Origin of the sequence: Clostridioides sp. GD02367, assembly GCF_045900275.1 — a bacterium.
Classification (GTDB): domain Bacteria; phylum Bacillota; class Clostridia; order Peptostreptococcales; family Peptostreptococcaceae; genus Clostridioides; species Clostridioides difficile_A.
Window position 1 is genome coordinate 71,155 of the sequence record NZ_JBJODK010000008.1, and the last position, 19,598, is coordinate 90,752.

The window sequence follows — 19,598 nt, forward strand, 5'->3', positions numbered from 1 at the left end:
GTGACACTTTGAAATCACAGCTTTTGACTACAATGCTAAATTGAAATTTACCAACTATTCATTATGCTTATTACTTGATACTTTAAACTATAATCTCCATACCATCATAAGCAAAGAAAATATTATCAAGCTCCTTCTCTAATTCACTATAATAACCATAGGATTTCCCCCACATTTCATCAATATGTGTAACTATAACCTTTTTAATTCTGTAATAGTTTTTAATTTCTATAACTTCATCCAAAGTAAATATTTCATCTTTGAATGGTGCATCTTTAAGTTCTGTTCCATCATTTAATATGCCATCATCAGAAACTAAACTGATTATTAAAACATCTGCATCGAAGTACATATCATTATGAGTAAATGGTTTTGGATTACAACAAGCATATATGACTTTTTTATCATTCTCTCTGATAACATAGAACGTTATATTCCTATCTCGGTTGTTGTTAAACAAATCAATATCAAAATTATCTATCTTTATATGAGAAGTTTCATTAACAGAAATGCAGTGTAGAACATCCCCATAATATTTAAGACAATCAAGGTTCATTCGATTTATATCTTCAATCACTTCAGGCAATGCATAAAATTCAATAGGAGTATTTTTATCTGCAATAAAATCATAGCCAATTTTTTCAACGATTCTAATGCCTTTAACGTGGTCTGGGTCATGGTGAGAAATCGAAAGGTGCTTTACTTGTGATATTTTTTGCCTGTTGCAAGCCACTGCAATATCTTCAGGTGTGTCTATCAACATTTTTATATCATCAATATATAGGCTTGGGCCTAAGCGTTCATATCTTCCACCTTTTTTCCTAGCTTCTTCACATATTTTGCATTTACAAAATGAACTTGGAATAATTGACATACCACCACTACCAATAATTTTTAATTTCAAAGTTATCATACCTCCTTATTAAAATATTAGATTATATAAATAATCTACAATTAAAACTACTTAACAAAATTTTTATTTAGTAGATTATATCATGTATAAATATGAAATAACAGAAATATATGAATGGACTTAAAAATATATTAATACAATGTGCATAAAAAATATCATAAATATATGATAATATAAATACAGTAATACCATTTTATTAATTTTTTGGGTTTTTATATATTTAAGTATTGGGGTGATATAGTTGAACCAAGAGATATTTTTTAAAATAATGAATGAAATATTAGAAAATATTGACGAAGGGGTCCATTTTGTTAACAAAGAAGGGAAAACTATAATCTACAATGATTCTGTACAAAAAATGGAAAAAATGAACAGACAAGATATTTTAACGAATTCATTTTTTGATATAGTCAGCAAAATGAAAATAAATAGAAGTACACTAGTAGAAGTTTTGGAAAAAAGGAAAATTATCAAAGACAATGTTCAAAAATATCTAGATAAAAATGGTAAAGAAATAACAGCAATCAATACTACAATACCAATTGATATTAAAGGGGAATTTGTAGGAGCACTTGAAATATCAAAAAATATGACAACTATAGAAACTTTATTAAACAGAAACTATAAAAAAAATTTAATCAACAAAGTTAATAATCAACAAAAGAGAGGTTATGACTTTGATGATATTTTAGGAGAAAGTAATCTGATTAAAGAGGCAATAACAAAATCTAAGAAAGCCTGTAAGTCTGACGCTTCAGTATTTATATATGGAGAAACTGGAACGGGTAAAGAGTTATTTAGTCAGTCCATTCATTATGGAAGTAATAGAAAAAATTATCCGTTTATAGCACAAAATTGTGCAGCTCTACCAGAGTCACTATTTGAAGGAATACTATTTGGGACTAGCAAGGGAGGATTTACAGGAGCAGTAGATAGACCAGGTTTGTTTGAACAAGCTAACAAAGGAACTTTATTATTAGATGAAATAAATTCTATGCCTATTATGTTACAAGCTAAATTACTAAGGGTTTTGCAAGAAGGTTATGTAAGAAGAATTGGTGGAACTAAGGATATACCTGTTGATGTAAGAATTATTGCAACAACAAATGAAAGTCCAAAAGTTATTTTGAAAGAGAATAAAATAAGAAAAGATTTATATTATAGACTTAACATAATTCATATAAAAATTCCTCCTCTTAGAGATAGAAAAGAAGATATATCTTTGTTATGCAAAAAATTTATTTTAAAGTATAACAAAAAATTAAATAAAAAAGTGGTAGGAATTTCAGATGAAGCTATCCAAACCTTAAAAAATTATGACTGGCAAGGTAACATAAGAGAACTAGAAAACATAATTTATTGTACTATGAGTATGATGGAGGACGAGGTACAAATAGAAACAAGTATGATTAATATAAATGACTATTACAATCTTAAAGAGAATAAAGAGAGTAACGATTATTCTTTAAATGATTTGGAGGACAAGACACTTAATAATATTATTAGCGAGATAGAAGAAAAGTATATATGTGAATCATTAGAAAAAACATCGTACAATATAACTAAAGCAGCATCAATCTTAGGTATGAATAGGCAAAACTTACAATATAAAATAAAAAAATATAATATTAAAATCTTATAAATAAAAAAGAAAAATAAAGGAGCAAAATTATTATAAAAGAGCAAAATTTTTTGCTCTTTTTTTTATGTTTCAAAATAGATATAATTTTTTATTTATGAAAACACATAACAAAATAATTATAGTTTCAACGTTTCAAGAAATATTTGCTTTAATTTTGAAGTTGGCATGATTTATGCTTTAACTATTTATTGAGAATATATAAATTTTTAGGAGGGTGTATATATGAGAAAAGTAAGAGTTGGAATATGGGGATTTGGAGCTATGGGAATAGGTATGGCTAATATGATTCTAAAAAAAGAAGGTATGGAAATAGTATCTGTTTGTAGTAGAAGTACTTCTGGGAAAAGCATGTATGACATCTTAGAAATTGAAAGAGGAGAAAGACCAGACGTTATTATCAATGGAAATTATGAAGAAGTTTTTAAAGAAAAAAGTGTAGATGTTGTTTTATTAGCAACTGATTCATTTACTAAAAAGGCTTTTGATAAAATAATGTTCTTGTTAAATAGAAAAATAAATGTTATATCAACAGCAGAGCAAATGGCATATCCACAAGCTGATGATGAAGATTTAGCTAAAAAAATGGATGAAGTTGCAAAGGAGAATGGAGTAAGTATACTTGGAACAGGAATAAATCCAGGATTTGTGTTGGATTTACTAGTATTAGCACTTTCAGGAACTTGTGAGGAAGTTACTAGTATAAACGCTAAGAGAGTAAATGATTTATCTCCTTTTGGAAAATCTGTTATGGTAGAACAAGGTGTAGGAGTAACAAGAGAAGAATTCATAAAAGGTGTAGAAAATAATACTATAGCAGGTCATGTAGGATTTGTAGAATCAATAAATATGATAGCTGATGGATTAGGATGGAAACTAGATAAGATAGAACAAACAAAAGAACCAATAATGACTACAGTAGATAGAAAATCTAAGTATGGAGAGGCATTGGCTGGAAATGTTGCTGGTTGTAGACAATGTGGATATGGATGTGTAAATGGAGATATTTTGATTGAAATGGAGCATCCACAACAGATAATACCTGAAGCAGAAGGTATTAAAACAGGAGATTATGTATCAATAAAAGGTATACCAAACATTGATTTACAAATAAATCCTGAGATACCTGGAGGAGTGGGCACTTATGCAATGATAGTAAACTCTATTCCATTAATAATAAATGCTAGACCAGGTCTTAAAACTATGTTAGATATACCAGTGCCTAGAGCAATAATGGGAGATGTAAGAAATCAGATTGAAGTTGAATTAGAGGAAGAATCAAAGGCTAATTAATAAAATAATAGTTGGTTAATAAGGAGATGAAAAAATGGATGCTAAAGTTAATGATTGGGTTATTATACACAATATAGTATTGATTCCAGAAGAAAGAGCTCCACAAGTTCCAGAGGATACTAAGAAAGTATCCTTAGAAATGTGGGTTAAAGGATTTATACAAAAGGATGCTTCTATAGGTGATTTAGTAGAAGTTAAAACAATTACAGGTAGACTTGTAAAAGGTAATTTACTTAAAGTAAATCCATATTATACTCATGATTATGGTAAATGTATACCAGAATTACTCCAAATAGGAATACAGGCTAAAGAAATATTATTTGGAGGTGTATATAATGAATAATAATACAGCATCAATGAAAGATATGAGTTATAAAGCTGTTATGGGAAGAAATAATGAAATAATGAAAAATGCGATTGGATTGGATTACTCTTCTTTTGAACAAGAAGGAATAGGATTTGATTATGAAAAAATGATGGGTGAAACAGGATATACATTACAGGATATTGAAGTAATTCAGTCACAATATGCTGTTGGGAATACTCCCATAATAGAACTTAAAAATTTAACTAAATTAGCTAGAAAATGTGCTCCAGAGGGTAAAGGAGCTAGAATATTTGTAAAAGATGAAGCAATGAATGCATCTGGTAGCTTTAAAGCAAGAAGAGCAGCTACTGCTGTATATCATGCTAAAAAAATGGGATATAAAGGCGTAATAGCAGCTACTAGTGGGAACTATGGTGCAGCTGTAGCATCTCAAGCAGCTATGCAGGGTCTAAAATGTATAATAGTTCAAGAGTGTTATGATTCTAATGGTATAGGTCAACCTGAAATTATAGAAAAAGCTAGAAAATGTGAGGCATATGGAGCAGAAGTTATTCAATTAACTGTTGGACCAGAATTATTTTATACATTCTTAGTTTTATTAGAAGAAACAGGCTATTTTAATGCATCATTATATTCACCATTTGGAATTGCAGGTGTAGAGACTTTAGGGTATGAGTTGGCTATTCAATTTAGAGAAAAATATAAAAAAGACCCTGATGTAGTTGTTTGTACAAATGCAGGTGGAGGTAATCTCACTGGAACTGCAAGAGGATTGATAAAAGCTGGTTCTCTTAATACTAAAGTAGTAGGAGCAAGTGTTGACTTAAAAGGATTACACATGGCTAGTGATAATCAATTTAATAAAAAATCATTTACAACGGGGCATACAGGTTTTGGTATACCATTCTGTACGTGGCCTGATAGGTCAGATGTACCTAGGTCTGCAGCTAGGCCGCTTAGATATATGGATAGATATGTATTAGTAAAACAAGGAGAAGTTTTTTATACAACTGAATTATTGGCACAACTAGAAGGAATAGAAAGAGGCCCTGCAGGAAATACATCTTTAGCAGCAGCATTCTCTTTAGCTCAAGAATTGGATGAAGATAAAGTTATAGTAGTACAAGAAACAGAGTATACAGGAGCAGGTAAACATATATGTCCACAACTTACCTTTGCAAGAGAAAATGGAATAGATATAAAATTTGGAAATCCAAGAGAAGAGATTGCAGGAGTAAACTTAATATTACCAGAAAGGCCAGAATTATTAAAATGTGTTGACATTGATATGAATAAAATAAGAAAATCGTTTATAAAAAATTGTATATCCAACAATAACATTGAGAATGTTGATAATTTAAGTAATCAAGATATAGAGTATTTAATGGAAGAAGTAAAAAGTTCGAGAGATTTTGTTGTTGATACATTAAATAATTTATAATAATTACTAATTTTTAATTTAATACGAAATAAATAGTCGGAAAATTCAATTAAAATTATACGGATGGGGGAATGTTCATGAAAAAAAGAGAGGATGATTTTGAAGTTAGAAGAAAACATCTTCAAGAACTAAGTGATGATGAGTTAAAAGAAAGGTTTTGGAGCTTAGCTACCCAAATAGTAGAGCCAATGATAGACCTTGGCAAAAAGAACACAACACCATCAATAGAAAGGTCTGTTTTGTTAAGAATGGGATTTTCTTCTCTTGAAGTAAAACCTATTTTAGAAGGTGTTATGGAAAGAGGTCTTATAGGTAAAGGGGCAGGGCATGTAGTTTATAAGTTGGCTAAATCTAAAAATATAACAGTTAGAGAAGCTGGTTTATTATTAGTTAATGGTGAATACTGGGATGAAGTTACATGTTTATTTAGAGAAGGGGTAGAATCATGTTAAAGGAAAATAAAAAACTAGATATAGACTATATATTAAAAGATTTGGATAAATATAAACCAAAGAGAAGAGGTTGGGTTTGGAGAGAACATCTGGAAAATCTTGAAATGGGACCTTTTGAATATAAAGACTGTACAAAACCTTTAAAGAAGAGTGTAGGGTTACCATCATCTAAATATTTCAATAATATTGACCCTCAACCAAGCCCCATTATTACTACTGAAATAGCTTCTGGTAGATTTGAAGATGATATAAGAAGAATGAGGATGGCAGCTCATCATGGCGCTGACCATTTAATGGTTATTAGAACTGCTGGGCAATCCCATTTTGACGGACTTATAGAAGGTACTCCTCAAGGTATAGGTGGAGTTCCAATAACAAGAAAACAAGTAAGAGCTCAAAGAAAAGCTCTTGATTTTATAGAAGAAGAAGTTGGCAGACCTATTAATTACCATTCATATGTAAGTGGTGTTGCTGGTCCTGAAGTAGCAGTGATGTTTGCTGAAGAAGGAGTCAATGGAGCACACCAAGACCCACAATACAATGTTCTATATAGAAATATAAATATGATAAGGTCTTTTGTAGATGCTTGTGAAGCTAAAAAAATAATGGCTTTTGCGAATATAGCTCAAATAGATGGAGCACATAATGCTAATGCTACTGCTAGAGAAGCATGGAAGGTAATGCCTGAACTTATGGTTCAACATGCTTTAAACTCTATATTCTCTGAGAAAATAGGGATAGATAAAAGTAATATATGTTTATCAACAGTGCCACCAACAGCTCCTCCAGCACCATGCTTAAGAATAGACTTACCTTATGCTGTTGCACTTAGAGAATTATTTAGTGATTATAAGATGAGAGCCCAAATGAATACTAAATATATGGAATCATCAACTAGAGAAGCAACAGTTACTCATGTATTAAATTTATTAACATCAGTACTAACTAGAGCTGACATACAATCAACTATAACGCCTGATGAAGGTAGAAATGTACCTTGGCATATATACAACATAGAAGCATGTGATACAGCAAAACAAGCCTTAATTGGTATGGATGGCCTTATGGATATGATAGAACTTAAAGATGTTGGTGAATTAAGAGATAAAGCAAGAGAGCTTAAAGAAAGAGCTGTACTATATATGGAAGAAATATTTGAAGTTGGTGGATATTTTGAGTCTGTAGAGCAAGGATTTTTCGTTGATTCTGGAAATTATCCAGAAAGAAATGGTGATGGTATATCTAGAAAAATAAAAGGCGGAGTTGGAGAAGGTACTGTTTATGAAAGAGAAGAAGATTATCTAGCACCTGTAACTGCTCACTTTGGATACAACAATGTAGCTCAGTATGATGAAAATGCTATAGATAATCCATCAATATTAATAGACGGATGCACATTTGAAAATCCAGATAAAATCATATATATTGATGAGCTTGATGATTTTGACAATGTGGAAAACAGACTAAAAGAATCAGAAGAATACAGAAATGGAGATAAAATCAAGCCTGAAATGGAATGGTGTGCAGATGGAATTGTAATGATAACTATGATGTTACCTACTGATAAAAGAACAGCCGAGTTTGCAGCTTTGGAATTTGTAAAGAAAATGAACTTGCAAGAAGTTGAAGTTATAAGTAGAGAAGTGATGCATGAATCTGAAGGTACTAGAATAGAAGTGAAAGGAAGAGTTCCATTCGATATAGATTTAAACAATTTAGTAATACCAGAAGAGCCTAAAGTACTGACTGATGAAGAAATAAGAGCTGATATAGAAGAAAGACCTATGAAAATAGTTTCAGCTACAGTTGGAGAAGATGAACACTCAGTTGGTTTAAGGGAAATAATAGATATAAAACATGGTGGTATTGAAAAGTATGGTATAGAATGTCATTATCTAGGAACTTCTGTGCCTGTAGAAAAATTGGTAGATGCAGCAATTGAACTAAATGCAGATGCAATACTTGCATCTACAATAATAAGTCATGATGATATTCACTATAAAAACATGAAGAAATTACATGATTATTGTGTAGAAAAAGGTATAAGAGATAAAGTAATGATAGCATGTGGAGGAACACAAGTAACACCTGAAATAGCCGTTGAACAAGGAATAGATGCTGGATTTGGAAGAAACAGCAAAGGTATTCATGTAGCCACTTTCTTAGTTGAAAAAAGAAGAGAAATGAATAATAAGTAATGGAAAATAAAAAAATTTCTTTGAAAATAGATGTGTTGGTAGCTGAAATTGGAAGTACTACCACTGTAGTAAATGCTTTCCATAATATTGATACTGAGAATCCTGTATTTTTAGGTCAAGGTCAAGCTCCAACAACAGTGTTTGAAGGTGGAGATGTAAGAAATGGCTTGTCAGGTGCTATTAAGGATTTAGCTAATAAATTATCTGTAGAGGATATAAAGTATAATGATATGTTTGCAACTTCTAGTGCAGCTGGTGGGTTAAAAATGACTGTACATGGTTTAGTATATGATATGACAGTAAAAGCAGCTAAAGAAGCTGCTCTAGGAGCTGGAGCTGTTATTCGTCAAGTAACATCAGGTAGAATTAAAAGAACTGATTTAAATAAAATAAAAGAAATAAATCCAAACATAATTTTAATAGCTGGTGGAGTTGATTATGGAGAAAGAGATACAGCTATTTATAATGCAGAAATGATAGCTTCTATGAATTTAGATATACCAGTTATATATGCTGGAAATATTGAAAATCAAGATGAAGTAAAATTAATATTCGAAGATACAAACTATAAGCTATATATAACAGAAAATGTATATCCTAAAATAGATTTATTGAATATAGAGCCTACAAGAAAAATTATTCAAGGTGTATTTGAAGACCACATAACTACAGCACCAGGAATGAAGTATATTAAAAAAATGGTTAATGAAAATATTACTCCAACACCAGGCGCTGTAATGGAAGCATCTAAATTATTATATAAAAATATTGGAGATTTATTAACTTTAGATGTAGGTGGAGCAACTACTGATGTACACTCTGTTACAGATGGAAGTGACTATATCAATAAAATCTTAGTTAATCCTGAACCTGTAGCGAAGAGAAGTGTTGAGGGGGATTTAGGTGTATATGTAAATATGAAAAATATAGTAGAAGTTATAGGTAAAGAAAACCTACAAAATGAATTATCTATAGACATTGATTCAATAATAGATAATTATCCACCAATACCAAAATCAAAAGAAGAAATCCTATTTGTTGAGAGACTGACAACAGAAGCTGTTATCAAAGCTATGTTAAGACACTCTGGAAAAATAAGAAATATTTATGGAACAACTGGAAAAGTCAAAATTGCAGAAGGAAAAGATTTAACAGAAGTAAGATATATAGTTGGTACAGGGGGAGCGCTTACTAGGCTCCCTAGTAGAATTAAAATATTAAACAGTATGCTTAAATACAATAAAAATAAAGAATTACTATTTCCAAAAGAGAAAACAAAGATATTGATAGATAATGACTATATTATGGCATCTATGGGTGTTTTATCTAAAAAATATGAAGAAGCATCTCTTAAGCTCCTACTAAAAAGTTTAAACTTCAAGGAGGAAAGATTATGTACCCTAGATTAGAAATAGATATAGAAAAGTTAAAACATAATGTCAAAATAATTTCACAGAAGTGTCATGAAAAAAATATTAAGGTATCTTTTGTAACTAAATCATTTTGTGCACAAAAAGAGGTAGTAGAATCAGTATGTTGTGAAGGAATAGACCATATAGCAGATTCAAGGATACAGAACTTAAAAAAATTACAAAATATAAATTTGCCTAAAATGCTGATTAGAATACCCATGATAAGTGAACTAGAAGAAGTTATCAATTATTGTGATATTAGCCTTAACTCAGAACTGGAAACCATAAAGAAATTAAATGAATTGTGTAAAAGTAAAAATATTATTCATAAGATAGTTCTTATGTTTGACCTAGGGGATTTACGAGAAGGATACTTTTATGAAGAAGATTTTTTTAATAGTGTAAGAGAGATAGTAAGATTAAAAAATATTAAAATAATTGGTATAGCTACAAACTTAACTTGTTATGGAGCTGTTATACCATCTAGAGAAAATACAGGCAGATTAGTAAGTATAGCACGAAAGATGGAAGAAGAATTTGGTATAAATGTAGAAATAGTATCTGGAGGAAATTCAAGTTCTATGCATCTAATTATAAGTAATACTATGCCAGAGGGTATTACTAATTTAAGAATAGGAGAATCTATTATACTTGGCAGAGAAACAGCATACGGTAAAAATATACATGGAGCATATCAAGATGTATTTAAATTGGTATGCCAAATAATTGAATGTAAGGAAAAACCATCAGTTCCCATTGGAGAAATAGGGGTTGATGCTTTTAGAAAAAAACCTGTTTATGAAGATAAAGGAATCTTAAAAAGGGCAATTATAGCTATAGGTAAACAGGATATAAATATTGACTCTTTAATTCCAATAGACACTTATATAAAAATATTAGGAGCAAGTTCAGACCACATGATATTAGATGTAAGTAACACAAAACATGATTATAAAGTAGGTGATAATGTGGAATTCTTATTAACTTATGGAGGTATCATGTCATCTAGTACAAGTGAATACGTTTCAAAAAAAATTATAGTGTAGTGTTCAAATAATTAGGAGGAAATTACTTTATGAAAGAGCGAGAATGTAGAAAAGCAAGTCTGTTTGATGCAATGATACCAATTACTTGTTTGATATTATTTTTAAGCCTAGGAGTATTAGTATATGGTTCATCACCTCATGTGCCACTAATAGGAGCTGCAGCAGTAGCAGGACTTGTAGCTGTATATAGGCTTGGATTTAAATGGAAAGACTTAGAGTTAAGTATGTTTAATAGTATAAAGATGGCAATGCAAGCAATCTTGATTATAATTATAATAGGCGTACTTATAGGAACTTGGATAGTAAGTGGAGTAGTTCCATGTATGATTTATTGGGGACTAAAAATTTTATCACCAAATATTTTTTTAGTGGCATCAACACTAGTCTGTGCAATCGTATCTCTTGCAACTGGTTCATCTTGGAGTACAATGGGGACAGTGGGTGTAGCACTTTTAGGAATTGGTCAAAGTTTAGGTATGCCAGTTGGATTAATAGTGGGTTCTATAATATCTGGAGCTTACTTTGGAGATAAACTATCACCTTTATCTGAAACGACTAACTTAGCTCCAGCAATGGCAGGAACAGACTTGTTTACACATATAAAATATATGCTATATTCAACTATACCATCATTATTAATTTGTTTAGTAATTTATGGTGTAATTGGAATGAAGTATTCAGGTCAAGCATTAGATATAAAACAGATAGAGCTAATTAGGTCTACATTAGATTCTACATTTAATACTTTATCACCAGTATTATTATTAGCTCCAGTAATAGTAATTGGATTGGTTGTATTTAAAGTCCCTGCTATACCAGGACTTATAGTAGGTGCTGTATTAGGAGTACTGTTTGCAGTAGTTTTCCAAGGAGAATCTATGAAGACAATATTAGATGCGGCACAAAATGGATATATTTCATCGACACAAATAGAAGAAGTAGATGCTTTATTGTCTAAAGGTGGGATTATGAATATGATGTCTACAGTATCTTTAACAATATGCGCTCTGTCTCTTGGAGGTATTTTAGAAAAAACAGGTATGCTTGAAGTGGTAGCATCTTCTTTACTAAGATTAGCGAAGGGTGTATTTGGAACAGTATTATGTACAATGGTAACTTGTACAGTTACTAACATAATAGCAGGAGAACAATACTTATCTATAGTTATACCAGGAAGAATGTATAATAAGGAATATAAAAAAAGAGGTATACACCCTAAAATGTTATCAAGGGCTTTAGAAGATAGTGGAACTTTAACTTCTCCATTAGTGCCATGGAATACATGTGGGGCATATATAACAGCTACATTAGGTGTATCAGCATTAACATATGGTCCATATGCATTATTAAATATTATAAATCCATTGGTATCTCTAGTTTTAATTGCATGTAAGTTTAAAATAGCAAAAATAGAAGATGAACCTGAAACTTGTTTAAATTTTGATGTATGACGTTAATAAGTTTAAATTCAAAGTTTTATATTAATTTATTCTTTTATTTCTAATATTCTCAGAATATCTATGTGAACAGTATCATAAATTTTATATGTTAAAAAAGCTATAGGTGAATTTGTTTTTACATAAATTTGCTTATGGCTTTCTTCTATGGTTTATACACAGCTGATAGCAGAGATAATTATGTAAAATTATTTTCCAGATAGCCTAAATAGAAAATATTGTTTTTTAATATAGAAGTTTGAAAATAGTATTTATAATAAAAGAAACACAAAACGAAGTATGCTATACACAGAAAGTTGAAAGTTACTATATGTTGTGCGATAATAATAGATAAATTATGTTATAATAATAGCTTCAACACCTTGTGAAAGTGTAGTATTGTAAAGAATATATGTATAGAAGTCATTTGTGATTAGCATAAATGTGAATTTACCAATATTATGGAGAATATCTTTAACAAGAATGAAATAAATTTTAGCTAACAAAAATATGCACCTGTAAATAGAAGTAAATTTAAGAATATCAACAAAACATCAACAGTTAAAAAATTTTAAAGGAAAATAAAAATAACAAAAGAAATTTTCAAGATAATATAAAAATTTTAAACTAAGAAATAAAAATAACATAGAAGGAGTAGTTACTCGTCAAAATATTTAAAAGCACATAGTCAAAGTACAAAAACTTCATCAAATATCAGCTAATATAAGAACTTATTATATAAATAAAACTATAAGTGAGATAGTGAAAAACAAGCCATCTTATATAGTAATTGAATATGTAGCTATATTAAATATAATTAAGAGTAGCAGATTGAAAAATAATATATGAACGAAAATATTTTAATAGTAGATGATGAAAAAGAAATAGCTGACTTAATTGAAGTATATTTAAAAAATGAAGGTTTTACAGTATACAAGTTTTATACAGGTAAAGAAGCTATAGAATGTATTGAATCTAAGAAGTTAGACATGGCTATCTTAGACATTATGCTTCCAGATACTGATGGCTTTCATATATGTCGAAAAATCCGAGAGAAATATTACTATCCTATCATCATGTTAACAGCCAAAGTTGAAGATATAGATAAAATAATGGGTTTAACTATAGGTGCTGATGACTATATAACAAAGCCATTTAATCCTTTAGAAGTTGTTGCAAGAGTAAAAACACAACTAAGACGATATATGCGATATAATGATGTTTCTGAACATAAGACAAAAACTATTGATGAATATGATATTAAAGGGTTGATTATCAATAAAGAAACACATAAATGTAGTTTGTTTGGCAAAGAAATATTACTAACACCAATTGAATTTTCTATTCTTTGGTACTTATGTCAACATCAAGGGAAAGTGGTTCCTTCTGAAGAATTATTTGAAGCTATATGGGAGGAAAAATATCTCGATAATAACAATACAGTGATGTCTCATATTGGACGTATACGTGAAAAATTACATGAACCTTCTAGAAATCCAAAATTTATAAAAACTGTATGGGGAGTAGGTTATACAATTGAAAAGTAAAAATATTAGAGAGACTTCTGACTTTGCTCAAGTAAGGAATAAAATTTTTATAAAAACAGCAGTAATGGTATTTATAGCAATTATATTTATTTGGATTTTATATTCTTTTATATTATATAGGAACTTTTCTGAATGGGTGGTTTCTTTTTTTAAAAATGTTTTTCGGATGGAATATAAGGCAGCTTTAAATTTATATCAGCAGATTTTTCGTAATAATATGGATATTTTCATAATAATAGCTATTGCGATTGTATTTTTTATAATATTCCGATTCTATTTAAATCAGTTTACAAAATATTTTAGTGAAATTAATCAGGGTATTGAATCACTTATTAAAGAAGATATTGAAGAAGTTACTTTGTCTCCAGAGCTTTCGGCTGTGGAAAAGAAGATAAATTCAATTAAACATACACTTGAACAACGTAAGTCTGATACACAAATTGCAGAACAACGTAAGAATGACCTTATTGTTTATCTAGCACACGATTTAAAGACACCACTTACTTCAGTTATAGGTTATTTAACATTGCTTCGAGATGAAAATCAGATTTCTGAAGAACTGCGAGATAAATATCTATCTATTTCATTAGATAAAGCTGAACGTCTTGAGGATTTAATCAATGAATTCTTTGAGATAACAAGATTTAATCTATCAAATATAATTCTTGAATACAGTGAGATAAACTTAACACGTATGCTTGAACAATTAACATATGAATTTACTCCTATTTTAACAAGTAAAAATTTAAAATATATATTGAATATAGCTCCAAATATGATGATAAAATGTGATGTTAATAAAATGCAACGTGTATTTGATAATTTATTGCGCAATGCTGTTTATTATAGTTATGAAGGTACTACTATTGAAATAACAGCTATGCAGGATGGAAACAACATAAATATAAAATTTATGAATTGTGGTAATACAATACCAGAAGAAAAAATTAATCGTATTTTTGAACAATTCTATAGATTAGACACATCTCGTAGTTCAAATAATGGTGGAGCTGGTTTAGGACTTGCCATATCAAAAGAAATTGTTGAGCTTCATCATGGGATAATAACAGCACATAGTAAGGATAATATGATTGTATTTGAAGTCATCATTCCTAATTTAAGAAATTCTTAAGAATTTACGTATAAAAAAATGAGAAATCCTTCAGGATAAATAGATAAAAAGCATTCTTGTTATTGATATAATTACTGTATCAAAACAAGAGTGCTTTTTATTTTGATATAGTAATTAATATAGATTTTATAACAAAGGAGAATTTACTATGAATAAGAAAAAAATCGCAGTTATATTTGGTGGAAATTCAACAGAATATGATGTATCTTTGCAATCATCTTTTGCAGTACTTGAGAATTTAAATAGAGACAAATATAATATTATGCCAATTGGAATTACAAGAGATGGGAATTGGTATCATTATATTGGAGATTATGAAAACATCCAAAATGACACTTGGTTTGAAAACTCTACTTATCTAATTCCTATTGTTGTATCTCAGAATCGTGTGCAAAATGGCATTATTGAATTCTATGAAGACTATCATAAATATACTAAAATTGATTTCGCATTTCCTATATTACATGGAAAGAATGGAGAAGATGGTACAGTACAAGGATTATTTGAATTAGCAGGTATACAGATTATTGGATGTGATACTCTTTCTTCAGCATTGTGCATGGATAAAGATAAGTCTCATAAACTTGTCCATGCAGAGGGGGTTAAAGTACCAAAATCAATCCTATTAAAACATTCAGAGAAATCGGACATAATTAAATTGTCAAAAGATTTAAATTACCCATTATTTGTGAAACCTGTTCGTGCAGGCTCATCATTTGGGATTAGTAAAATTTATAAGAAAGAAGAGTTAGAAATAGCAGTTGACCTAGCTCTTGAACACGATAATGAAGTTATAATCGAGGAAAATATTGATGGTTTTGAAGTAGGTTGTGCAGTTTTAGGAAGTGATGATTTACTTGTTGGAAAAATAGATGAAATAGAATTGTCAAAAGGATTTTTTGATTATACAGAAAAGTATACATTAAAAAGTTCAAAAATTCATATGCCAGCTAGAATCAATGCTGATTGTGAGAAAAAAATACAAGATACAGCGAAAACTATTTATAAAACGCTTGGATGTTCAGGTTTTGCTAGAGTAGATATGTTTCTGACTCCAGGTGGAGAGATTATTTTTAATGAGGTAAACACAATTCCTGGATTTACTTCTCATAGCCGTTATCCAAATATGATGAAAGGTATTGGATTATCTTTTGAAGAAATCCTAGACAAAATAATTGAGGTGCATATAAATGAATAATACTTTATTAGTTAAAGATAAAGAATCTAAAATGATGAATACTATTTCACTAACTAAAGATAAAATCTATGATGGAAATCTAATTCTTGTAAATGCTTCTTTACCAATTGTAATATCTATGGATATGGAGCTAATCCCTGTAGATACAAAGTTTCCAAATGTTCTTATGAAATGTGAAGCTATAAATGCATTACAAAATATTTTGAAAAATATAGAAAGTACAAATGAAATAATACCAGTAAGTGGCTATCGTACTGTAGATGAACAAAAAGATATATATTCGAGTTCTCTTTTTGATAATGGAAAAGAGTTTACTGAAAAGTTTGTAGCTCTTCCAAATTGCAGTGAACACCAGACAGGGCTTGCTATTGACTTAGGGCTTAAGAAAGATGTTATAGATTTCATTTGTCCAGAATTTCCTTACGATGGTATATGTAATGAGTTTCGTAAAGTAGCTCCACATTATGGTTTTATAGAACGTTATCAGTGCAAAAAGGAAGAGATAACAGGAATATCTCAAGAACCATGGCATTTTCGTTATGTTGGATATCCACATTCTGAAATTATTAGTGAAATGAATTTAGCTCTTGAAGAATACATAGAATATATTAAGAGATTCTCTTATAAAGATTGTTTGAAGATAGAAGATAATGATAAAGTTATAAAGATTTTTTATATACCTCTTGATAATAAAGAAGAGGTACAAATCTCTATACCTGAGCAATATGCTTATCAAGTATCAGGTAACAATAGTGACGGTTTTATTATGACACTTTGGAGAAGTAAAAATGAATGATAATGGGGGAATGAGAATGATTAAGAATAAATCCTATACAGGGCTTGATTATTTTAGAATTATAGCAGCATTGCTTATAATCGCAATTCATACATCACCATTATTATCATATAGTAAATTGGGTGACTTTATACTGACTCGTATAATTGCTCGTGTTGCTGTGCCATTCTTTTTTATGCTATCAGGATTTTTTCTAATTTCAAGACACAATTATAATTATGATAAGCTGAAAAATTTTCTAAAAAATACGATATTTATATATAGTATAGCTATTTTGATTTATATCCCATTAAATATTTATAATGGATATTTTTCTATGGATAATTTATTACCTAATATTATTAAGGATATTGTATTTGATGGAACTCTATATCATTTATGGTATCTACCTGCTTCAATTATTGGTGCAAGTATAGCATATTATCTTGTAAAAAAATTTGGGATGAAGATGTCATTTATAATTGCGATTGTATTTTACATAATTGGTATGTTTGGTGATAGCTATTATGGTTTTTTAGAAAAATTACCACTATTAAAGAATTTGTATGGATATGTTTTTGAAGTGTCAGATTATACACGAAATGGATTGTTTTTTGCTCCTGTATTTTTCATACTTGGTAGTATAATAGCTGATAAATCTGCTAGTATATCGCCTAAAAAGAGTATAATTGGATTTCTTATATCATTTGCACTTATGTTTTGTGAAGGTATTATTTTACACAATCTAGGTGTACAGCGTCATGATAGTATGTATATTATGTTACTGCCATGTATGTATTTCTTATTTACAACTTTAACATTTTTGAAGGGACATAGAGTTAAATTTTTACGAACATCATCATTAATTATTTACATTATACATCCTATGATGATTGTTATTATTCGTATGTTCTCTAAGATACTTGGACTACAAACAACATTAGTTAATAACAGTCTTATTCATTATATAGTGGTAAGTATAGCGTCTTTTATAACTTCTATAATAATTATATTGATTCTTAACATAAAAGGGAAAAAAGGAAAATATAGAAAGACTTGAAATGTAAATACCAACAGAGCTTGGATTGAAGTTGATTTAAATAATTTGGAACATAATGTGAAAGTATTACAAAAAGCTATGCCACAAGATTGCGAATTGATGGCAGTTATGAAGGCTAATGCGTATGGTCATAGAGCCTTTGAAGTAGCAACTCATATAAATCAAATGGGTGTAAAATCATTTGCAGTGGCAACAATAGATGAAGCTATTGAACTACGACGTTATGGAATATCAGGAGATATATTAATTCTTGGATATACCAATCCAATAAGAGCTAAGGAGCTTCATAAATATAATCTTATACAGAGTATTGTCGACCTTAATCATGCTATCTGCTTAAATGAGCAGGAGTACTATATAAAATCACATATCAAAATTGATACAGGCATGCACCGACTTGGTTTTGATGCTAATGATATTATGTCAATTTTGCAAGTATTTGAATTAAAATACTTAGATATCCACGGTATATTTACACACTTGTGTGTTTCTGATAGTATGGTAGACGAAGACATAGACTTTACAAATAGACAAATTGAATGTTTTTATAAGTTAATTGATTTGCTATCAAAAAGGGAGATAAAAATTCCTAAAATACATATTCAAAGTAGCTATGGATTTTTAAATTATCCTGAACTTAAGTGTGATTATGCAAGAATTGGAATTGCGCTATATGGAGTACTAAGTTCTCCAAACGATACAACTAAACTACAGCTTGATTTACGTCCTGTTTTATCTTTAAAATCACAGGTTACTCTTATCAGAAAAATACAAAATGGTGAAAGCGTAGGATATGGAAGAACTTTTATTGCAAATAAAGATAGTATAATTGCAGTATTATCTATAGGTTATGCTGATGGTTTACCTAGAAATCTATCCTGTGGAAGAGGTAATGTAATAATAAATGGATACTTGGCACCAATAATAGGACGAGTTTGTATGGACCAACTTCTTATTGATATTACAGATATTCCTAGTGTAGAAGTTGGCAGTATAGCAACATTAATTGGAAAAGATGACTTATCTGAACTATCTGCCTCTGAAGTTGCAGATGTTTCAGGAAGCATAGCAAATGAATTATTAAGTAGAATGGGAGCTAGATTAAAATTCGTAAATAGGTAATAAGATACATAGATTAGTTTATCTCTGAGTATAGTTTTATAGTTCATATAATTTGTAATATTCGATTGAATAAAAATCAATAATATACTGTACTTAATATGTTCAAGATATAATATTTAACTTATTGTTATACAATTTATAGAGTGATATAATTTAGGATAAATAAGAGAAGTAGATACAGGGGGAAACACATGGAAATATATGATATATTAACACGTTTTTATATTCAAGATATAGAGAAAGCAATATCTTTTTATGAGAATGTTTTAAAAGAAAAATGTTCTCTACGTTTTTCTTATAAAGAAGTTGGATTGGAACTAGCACAGGTAGGAAATGTCTTACTATTATCTGGTTCTGATGATGCTCTCAAACCATTTATAGAAACAAAATCTACTTTTATGGTTGACTCTGTTGATGAATGGAGAAGTTATCTATTAAAGAATGGAGCAGTTGTGGTAAGAGATAAGAAAAAAGTTCCTACAGGATATAATATGACAGTAAAACATCCAGATGGCACAATTGTAGAGTATGTTCAACATACAAAATAAGATTAGTTAAAAATAGAATAGAAGATTATTACATAAAGGTGAACTTTGTATAGTGTTC

15 protein-coding genes and 1 pseudogene are annotated in these 19,598 nt (G+C 29.6%); 15 read left to right on the forward strand and 1 reads right to left on the reverse strand.

Annotated features, from left to right (window positions below):
* Nucleotides 1-82 precede the first annotated feature (82 nt).
* Nucleotides 83-904, reverse strand: a complete 822-nt coding sequence (locus Q3223_RS12225) for an MBL fold metallo-hydrolase (RefSeq protein ID WP_054268954.1) — start codon at nt 902-904, stop codon at nt 83-85.
* Between the two features lie 250 nt (nt 905-1,154).
* On the opposite strand from Q3223_RS12225, the gene Q3223_RS12230 reads away from it, so the two are divergent.
* The 15 genes and pseudogenes from Q3223_RS12230 (at nt 1,155) to Q3223_RS12300 (ending at nt 19,540) form a co-directional block, all read left to right on the forward strand.
* Nucleotides 1,155-2,555, forward strand: a complete 1,401-nt coding sequence (locus Q3223_RS12230; RefSeq protein WP_407812044.1) for a sigma-54 interaction domain-containing protein — start codon at nt 1,155-1,157, stop codon at nt 2,553-2,555.
* A gap of 222 nt (nt 2,556-2,777) precedes the next feature.
* Complete coding sequence (ord, locus tag Q3223_RS12235) at nt 2,778-3,845, forward strand: 2,4-diaminopentanoate dehydrogenase (protein ID WP_407812045.1); 1,068 nt, start codon at nt 2,778-2,780, stop codon at nt 3,843-3,845.
* Nucleotides 3,846-3,879: 34 nt separating this feature from the next.
* Nucleotides 3,880-4,188: a 2-amino-4-oxopentanoate thiolase subunit OrtA gene (gene ortA / locus Q3223_RS12240; protein WP_407812046.1), complete on the forward strand. Its 309-nt coding sequence runs from the start codon at nt 3,880-3,882 to the stop codon at nt 4,186-4,188.
* Nucleotides 4,181-5,614, forward strand: a complete 1,434-nt coding sequence (gene ortB, locus Q3223_RS12245; protein ID WP_176702550.1) for a 2-amino-4-oxopentanoate thiolase subunit OrtB — start codon at nt 4,181-4,183, stop codon at nt 5,612-5,614. Before ortA ends, ortB begins: the two co-directional genes overlap by 8 nt.
* Before the next feature lie 77 nt (nt 5,615-5,691).
* The gene (locus Q3223_RS12250) at nt 5,692-6,066 is read left to right on the forward strand and encodes an ornithine aminomutase subunit alpha (RefSeq protein WP_021382945.1); all 375 of its coding nucleotides are present in this window, start codon (nt 5,692-5,694) and stop codon (nt 6,064-6,066) included.
* Nucleotides 6,060-8,264 (forward strand): D-ornithine 4,5-aminomutase subunit OraE, encoded by a 2,205-nt coding sequence (gene oraE / locus Q3223_RS12255; RefSeq protein WP_054275767.1) that lies wholly within the window; start codon nt 6,060-6,062, stop codon nt 8,262-8,264. The genes Q3223_RS12250 and oraE overlap by 7 nt, the downstream gene beginning before the upstream one ends.
* On the forward strand, nt 8,264-9,673 hold the full coding sequence (locus tag Q3223_RS12260; RefSeq protein ID WP_074179984.1) for a GlmL-related ornithine degradation protein: 1,410 nt from the start codon (nt 8,264-8,266) through the stop codon (nt 9,671-9,673). The genes oraE and Q3223_RS12260 overlap by 1 nt, the downstream gene beginning before the upstream one ends.
* Nucleotides 9,658-10,722: an ornithine racemase Orr gene (orr, locus tag Q3223_RS12265; RefSeq protein WP_054275769.1), complete on the forward strand. Its 1,065-nt coding sequence runs from the start codon at nt 9,658-9,660 to the stop codon at nt 10,720-10,722. Before Q3223_RS12260 ends, orr begins: the two co-directional genes overlap by 16 nt.
* 29 nt (nt 10,723-10,751) lie before the next feature.
* Nucleotides 10,752-12,173 (forward strand): Na+/H+ antiporter NhaC, encoded by a 1,422-nt coding sequence (gene nhaC, locus Q3223_RS12270; RefSeq protein ID WP_054268962.1) that lies wholly within the window; start codon nt 10,752-10,754, stop codon nt 12,171-12,173.
* Nucleotides 12,174-13,003: 830 nt separating this feature from the next.
* On the forward strand, nt 13,004-13,705 hold the full coding sequence (gene vanR / locus Q3223_RS12275; protein ID WP_054268963.1) for a VanR-ABDEGLN family response regulator transcription factor: 702 nt from the start codon (nt 13,004-13,006) through the stop codon (nt 13,703-13,705).
* Between the two features lie 64 nt (nt 13,706-13,769).
* Nucleotides 13,770-14,837, forward strand: a complete 1,068-nt coding sequence (gene vanS / locus Q3223_RS12280) for a vancomycin resistance histidine kinase VanS (protein ID WP_243194173.1) — start codon at nt 13,770-13,772, stop codon at nt 14,835-14,837.
* 148 nt (nt 14,838-14,985) lie between these two features.
* Complete coding sequence (gene vanG / locus Q3223_RS12285) at nt 14,986-16,035, forward strand: D-alanine--D-serine ligase VanG (RefSeq protein ID WP_407812047.1); 1,050 nt, start codon at nt 14,986-14,988, stop codon at nt 16,033-16,035.
* Entirely contained in the window at nt 16,028-16,831 is an 804-nt protein-coding gene (locus Q3223_RS12290) for a M15 family metallopeptidase (protein ID WP_407812048.1), read from the forward strand. The genes vanG and Q3223_RS12290 overlap by 8 nt, the downstream gene beginning before the upstream one ends.
* Nucleotides 16,832-16,847: 16 nt before the next feature.
* Nucleotides 16,848-18,992, forward strand: a pseudogene (gene vanT, locus Q3223_RS12295) (serine racemase VanT catalytic subunit).
* 191 nt (nt 18,993-19,183) lie between these two features.
* On the forward strand, nt 19,184-19,540 hold the full coding sequence (locus Q3223_RS12300) for a VOC family protein (RefSeq protein WP_219673834.1): 357 nt from the start codon (nt 19,184-19,186) through the stop codon (nt 19,538-19,540).
* The last annotated feature ends 58 nt before the right edge of the window (nt 19,541-19,598 follow it).

Coding starts and splice junctions, on each gene's coding strand:
- ord (WP_407812045.1), top strand. CDS start 2,778: ATGAGAAAAGTAAGAGTTGGAATATGGGGATTTGGAGCTATGGGAATA.
- ortA (WP_407812046.1), top strand. CDS start 3,880: ATGGATGCTAAAGTTAATGATTGGGTTATTATACACAATATAGTATTG.
- ortB (WP_176702550.1), top strand. CDS start 4,181: ATGAATAATAATACAGCATCAATGAAAGATATGAGTTATAAAGCTGTT.
- Q3223_RS12250 (WP_021382945.1), top strand. CDS start 5,692: ATGAAAAAAAGAGAGGATGATTTTGAAGTTAGAAGAAAACATCTTCAA.
- oraE (WP_054275767.1), top strand. CDS start 6,060: ATGTTAAAGGAAAATAAAAAACTAGATATAGACTATATATTAAAAGAT.
- Q3223_RS12260 (WP_074179984.1), top strand. CDS start 8,264: ATGGAAAATAAAAAAATTTCTTTGAAAATAGATGTGTTGGTAGCTGAA.
- orr (WP_054275769.1), top strand. CDS start 9,658: ATGTACCCTAGATTAGAAATAGATATAGAAAAGTTAAAACATAATGTC.
- nhaC (WP_054268962.1), top strand. CDS start 10,752: ATGAAAGAGCGAGAATGTAGAAAAGCAAGTCTGTTTGATGCAATGATA.
- vanR (WP_054268963.1), top strand. CDS start 13,004: ATGAACGAAAATATTTTAATAGTAGATGATGAAAAAGAAATAGCTGAC.
- vanS (WP_243194173.1), top strand. CDS start 13,770: ATGGTATTTATAGCAATTATATTTATTTGGATTTTATATTCTTTTATA.
- vanG (WP_407812047.1), top strand. CDS start 14,986: ATGAATAAGAAAAAAATCGCAGTTATATTTGGTGGAAATTCAACAGAA.
- Q3223_RS12290 (WP_407812048.1), top strand. CDS start 16,028: ATGAATAATACTTTATTAGTTAAAGATAAAGAATCTAAAATGATGAAT.
- Q3223_RS12300 (WP_219673834.1), top strand. CDS start 19,184: ATGGAAATATATGATATATTAACACGTTTTTATATTCAAGATATAGAG.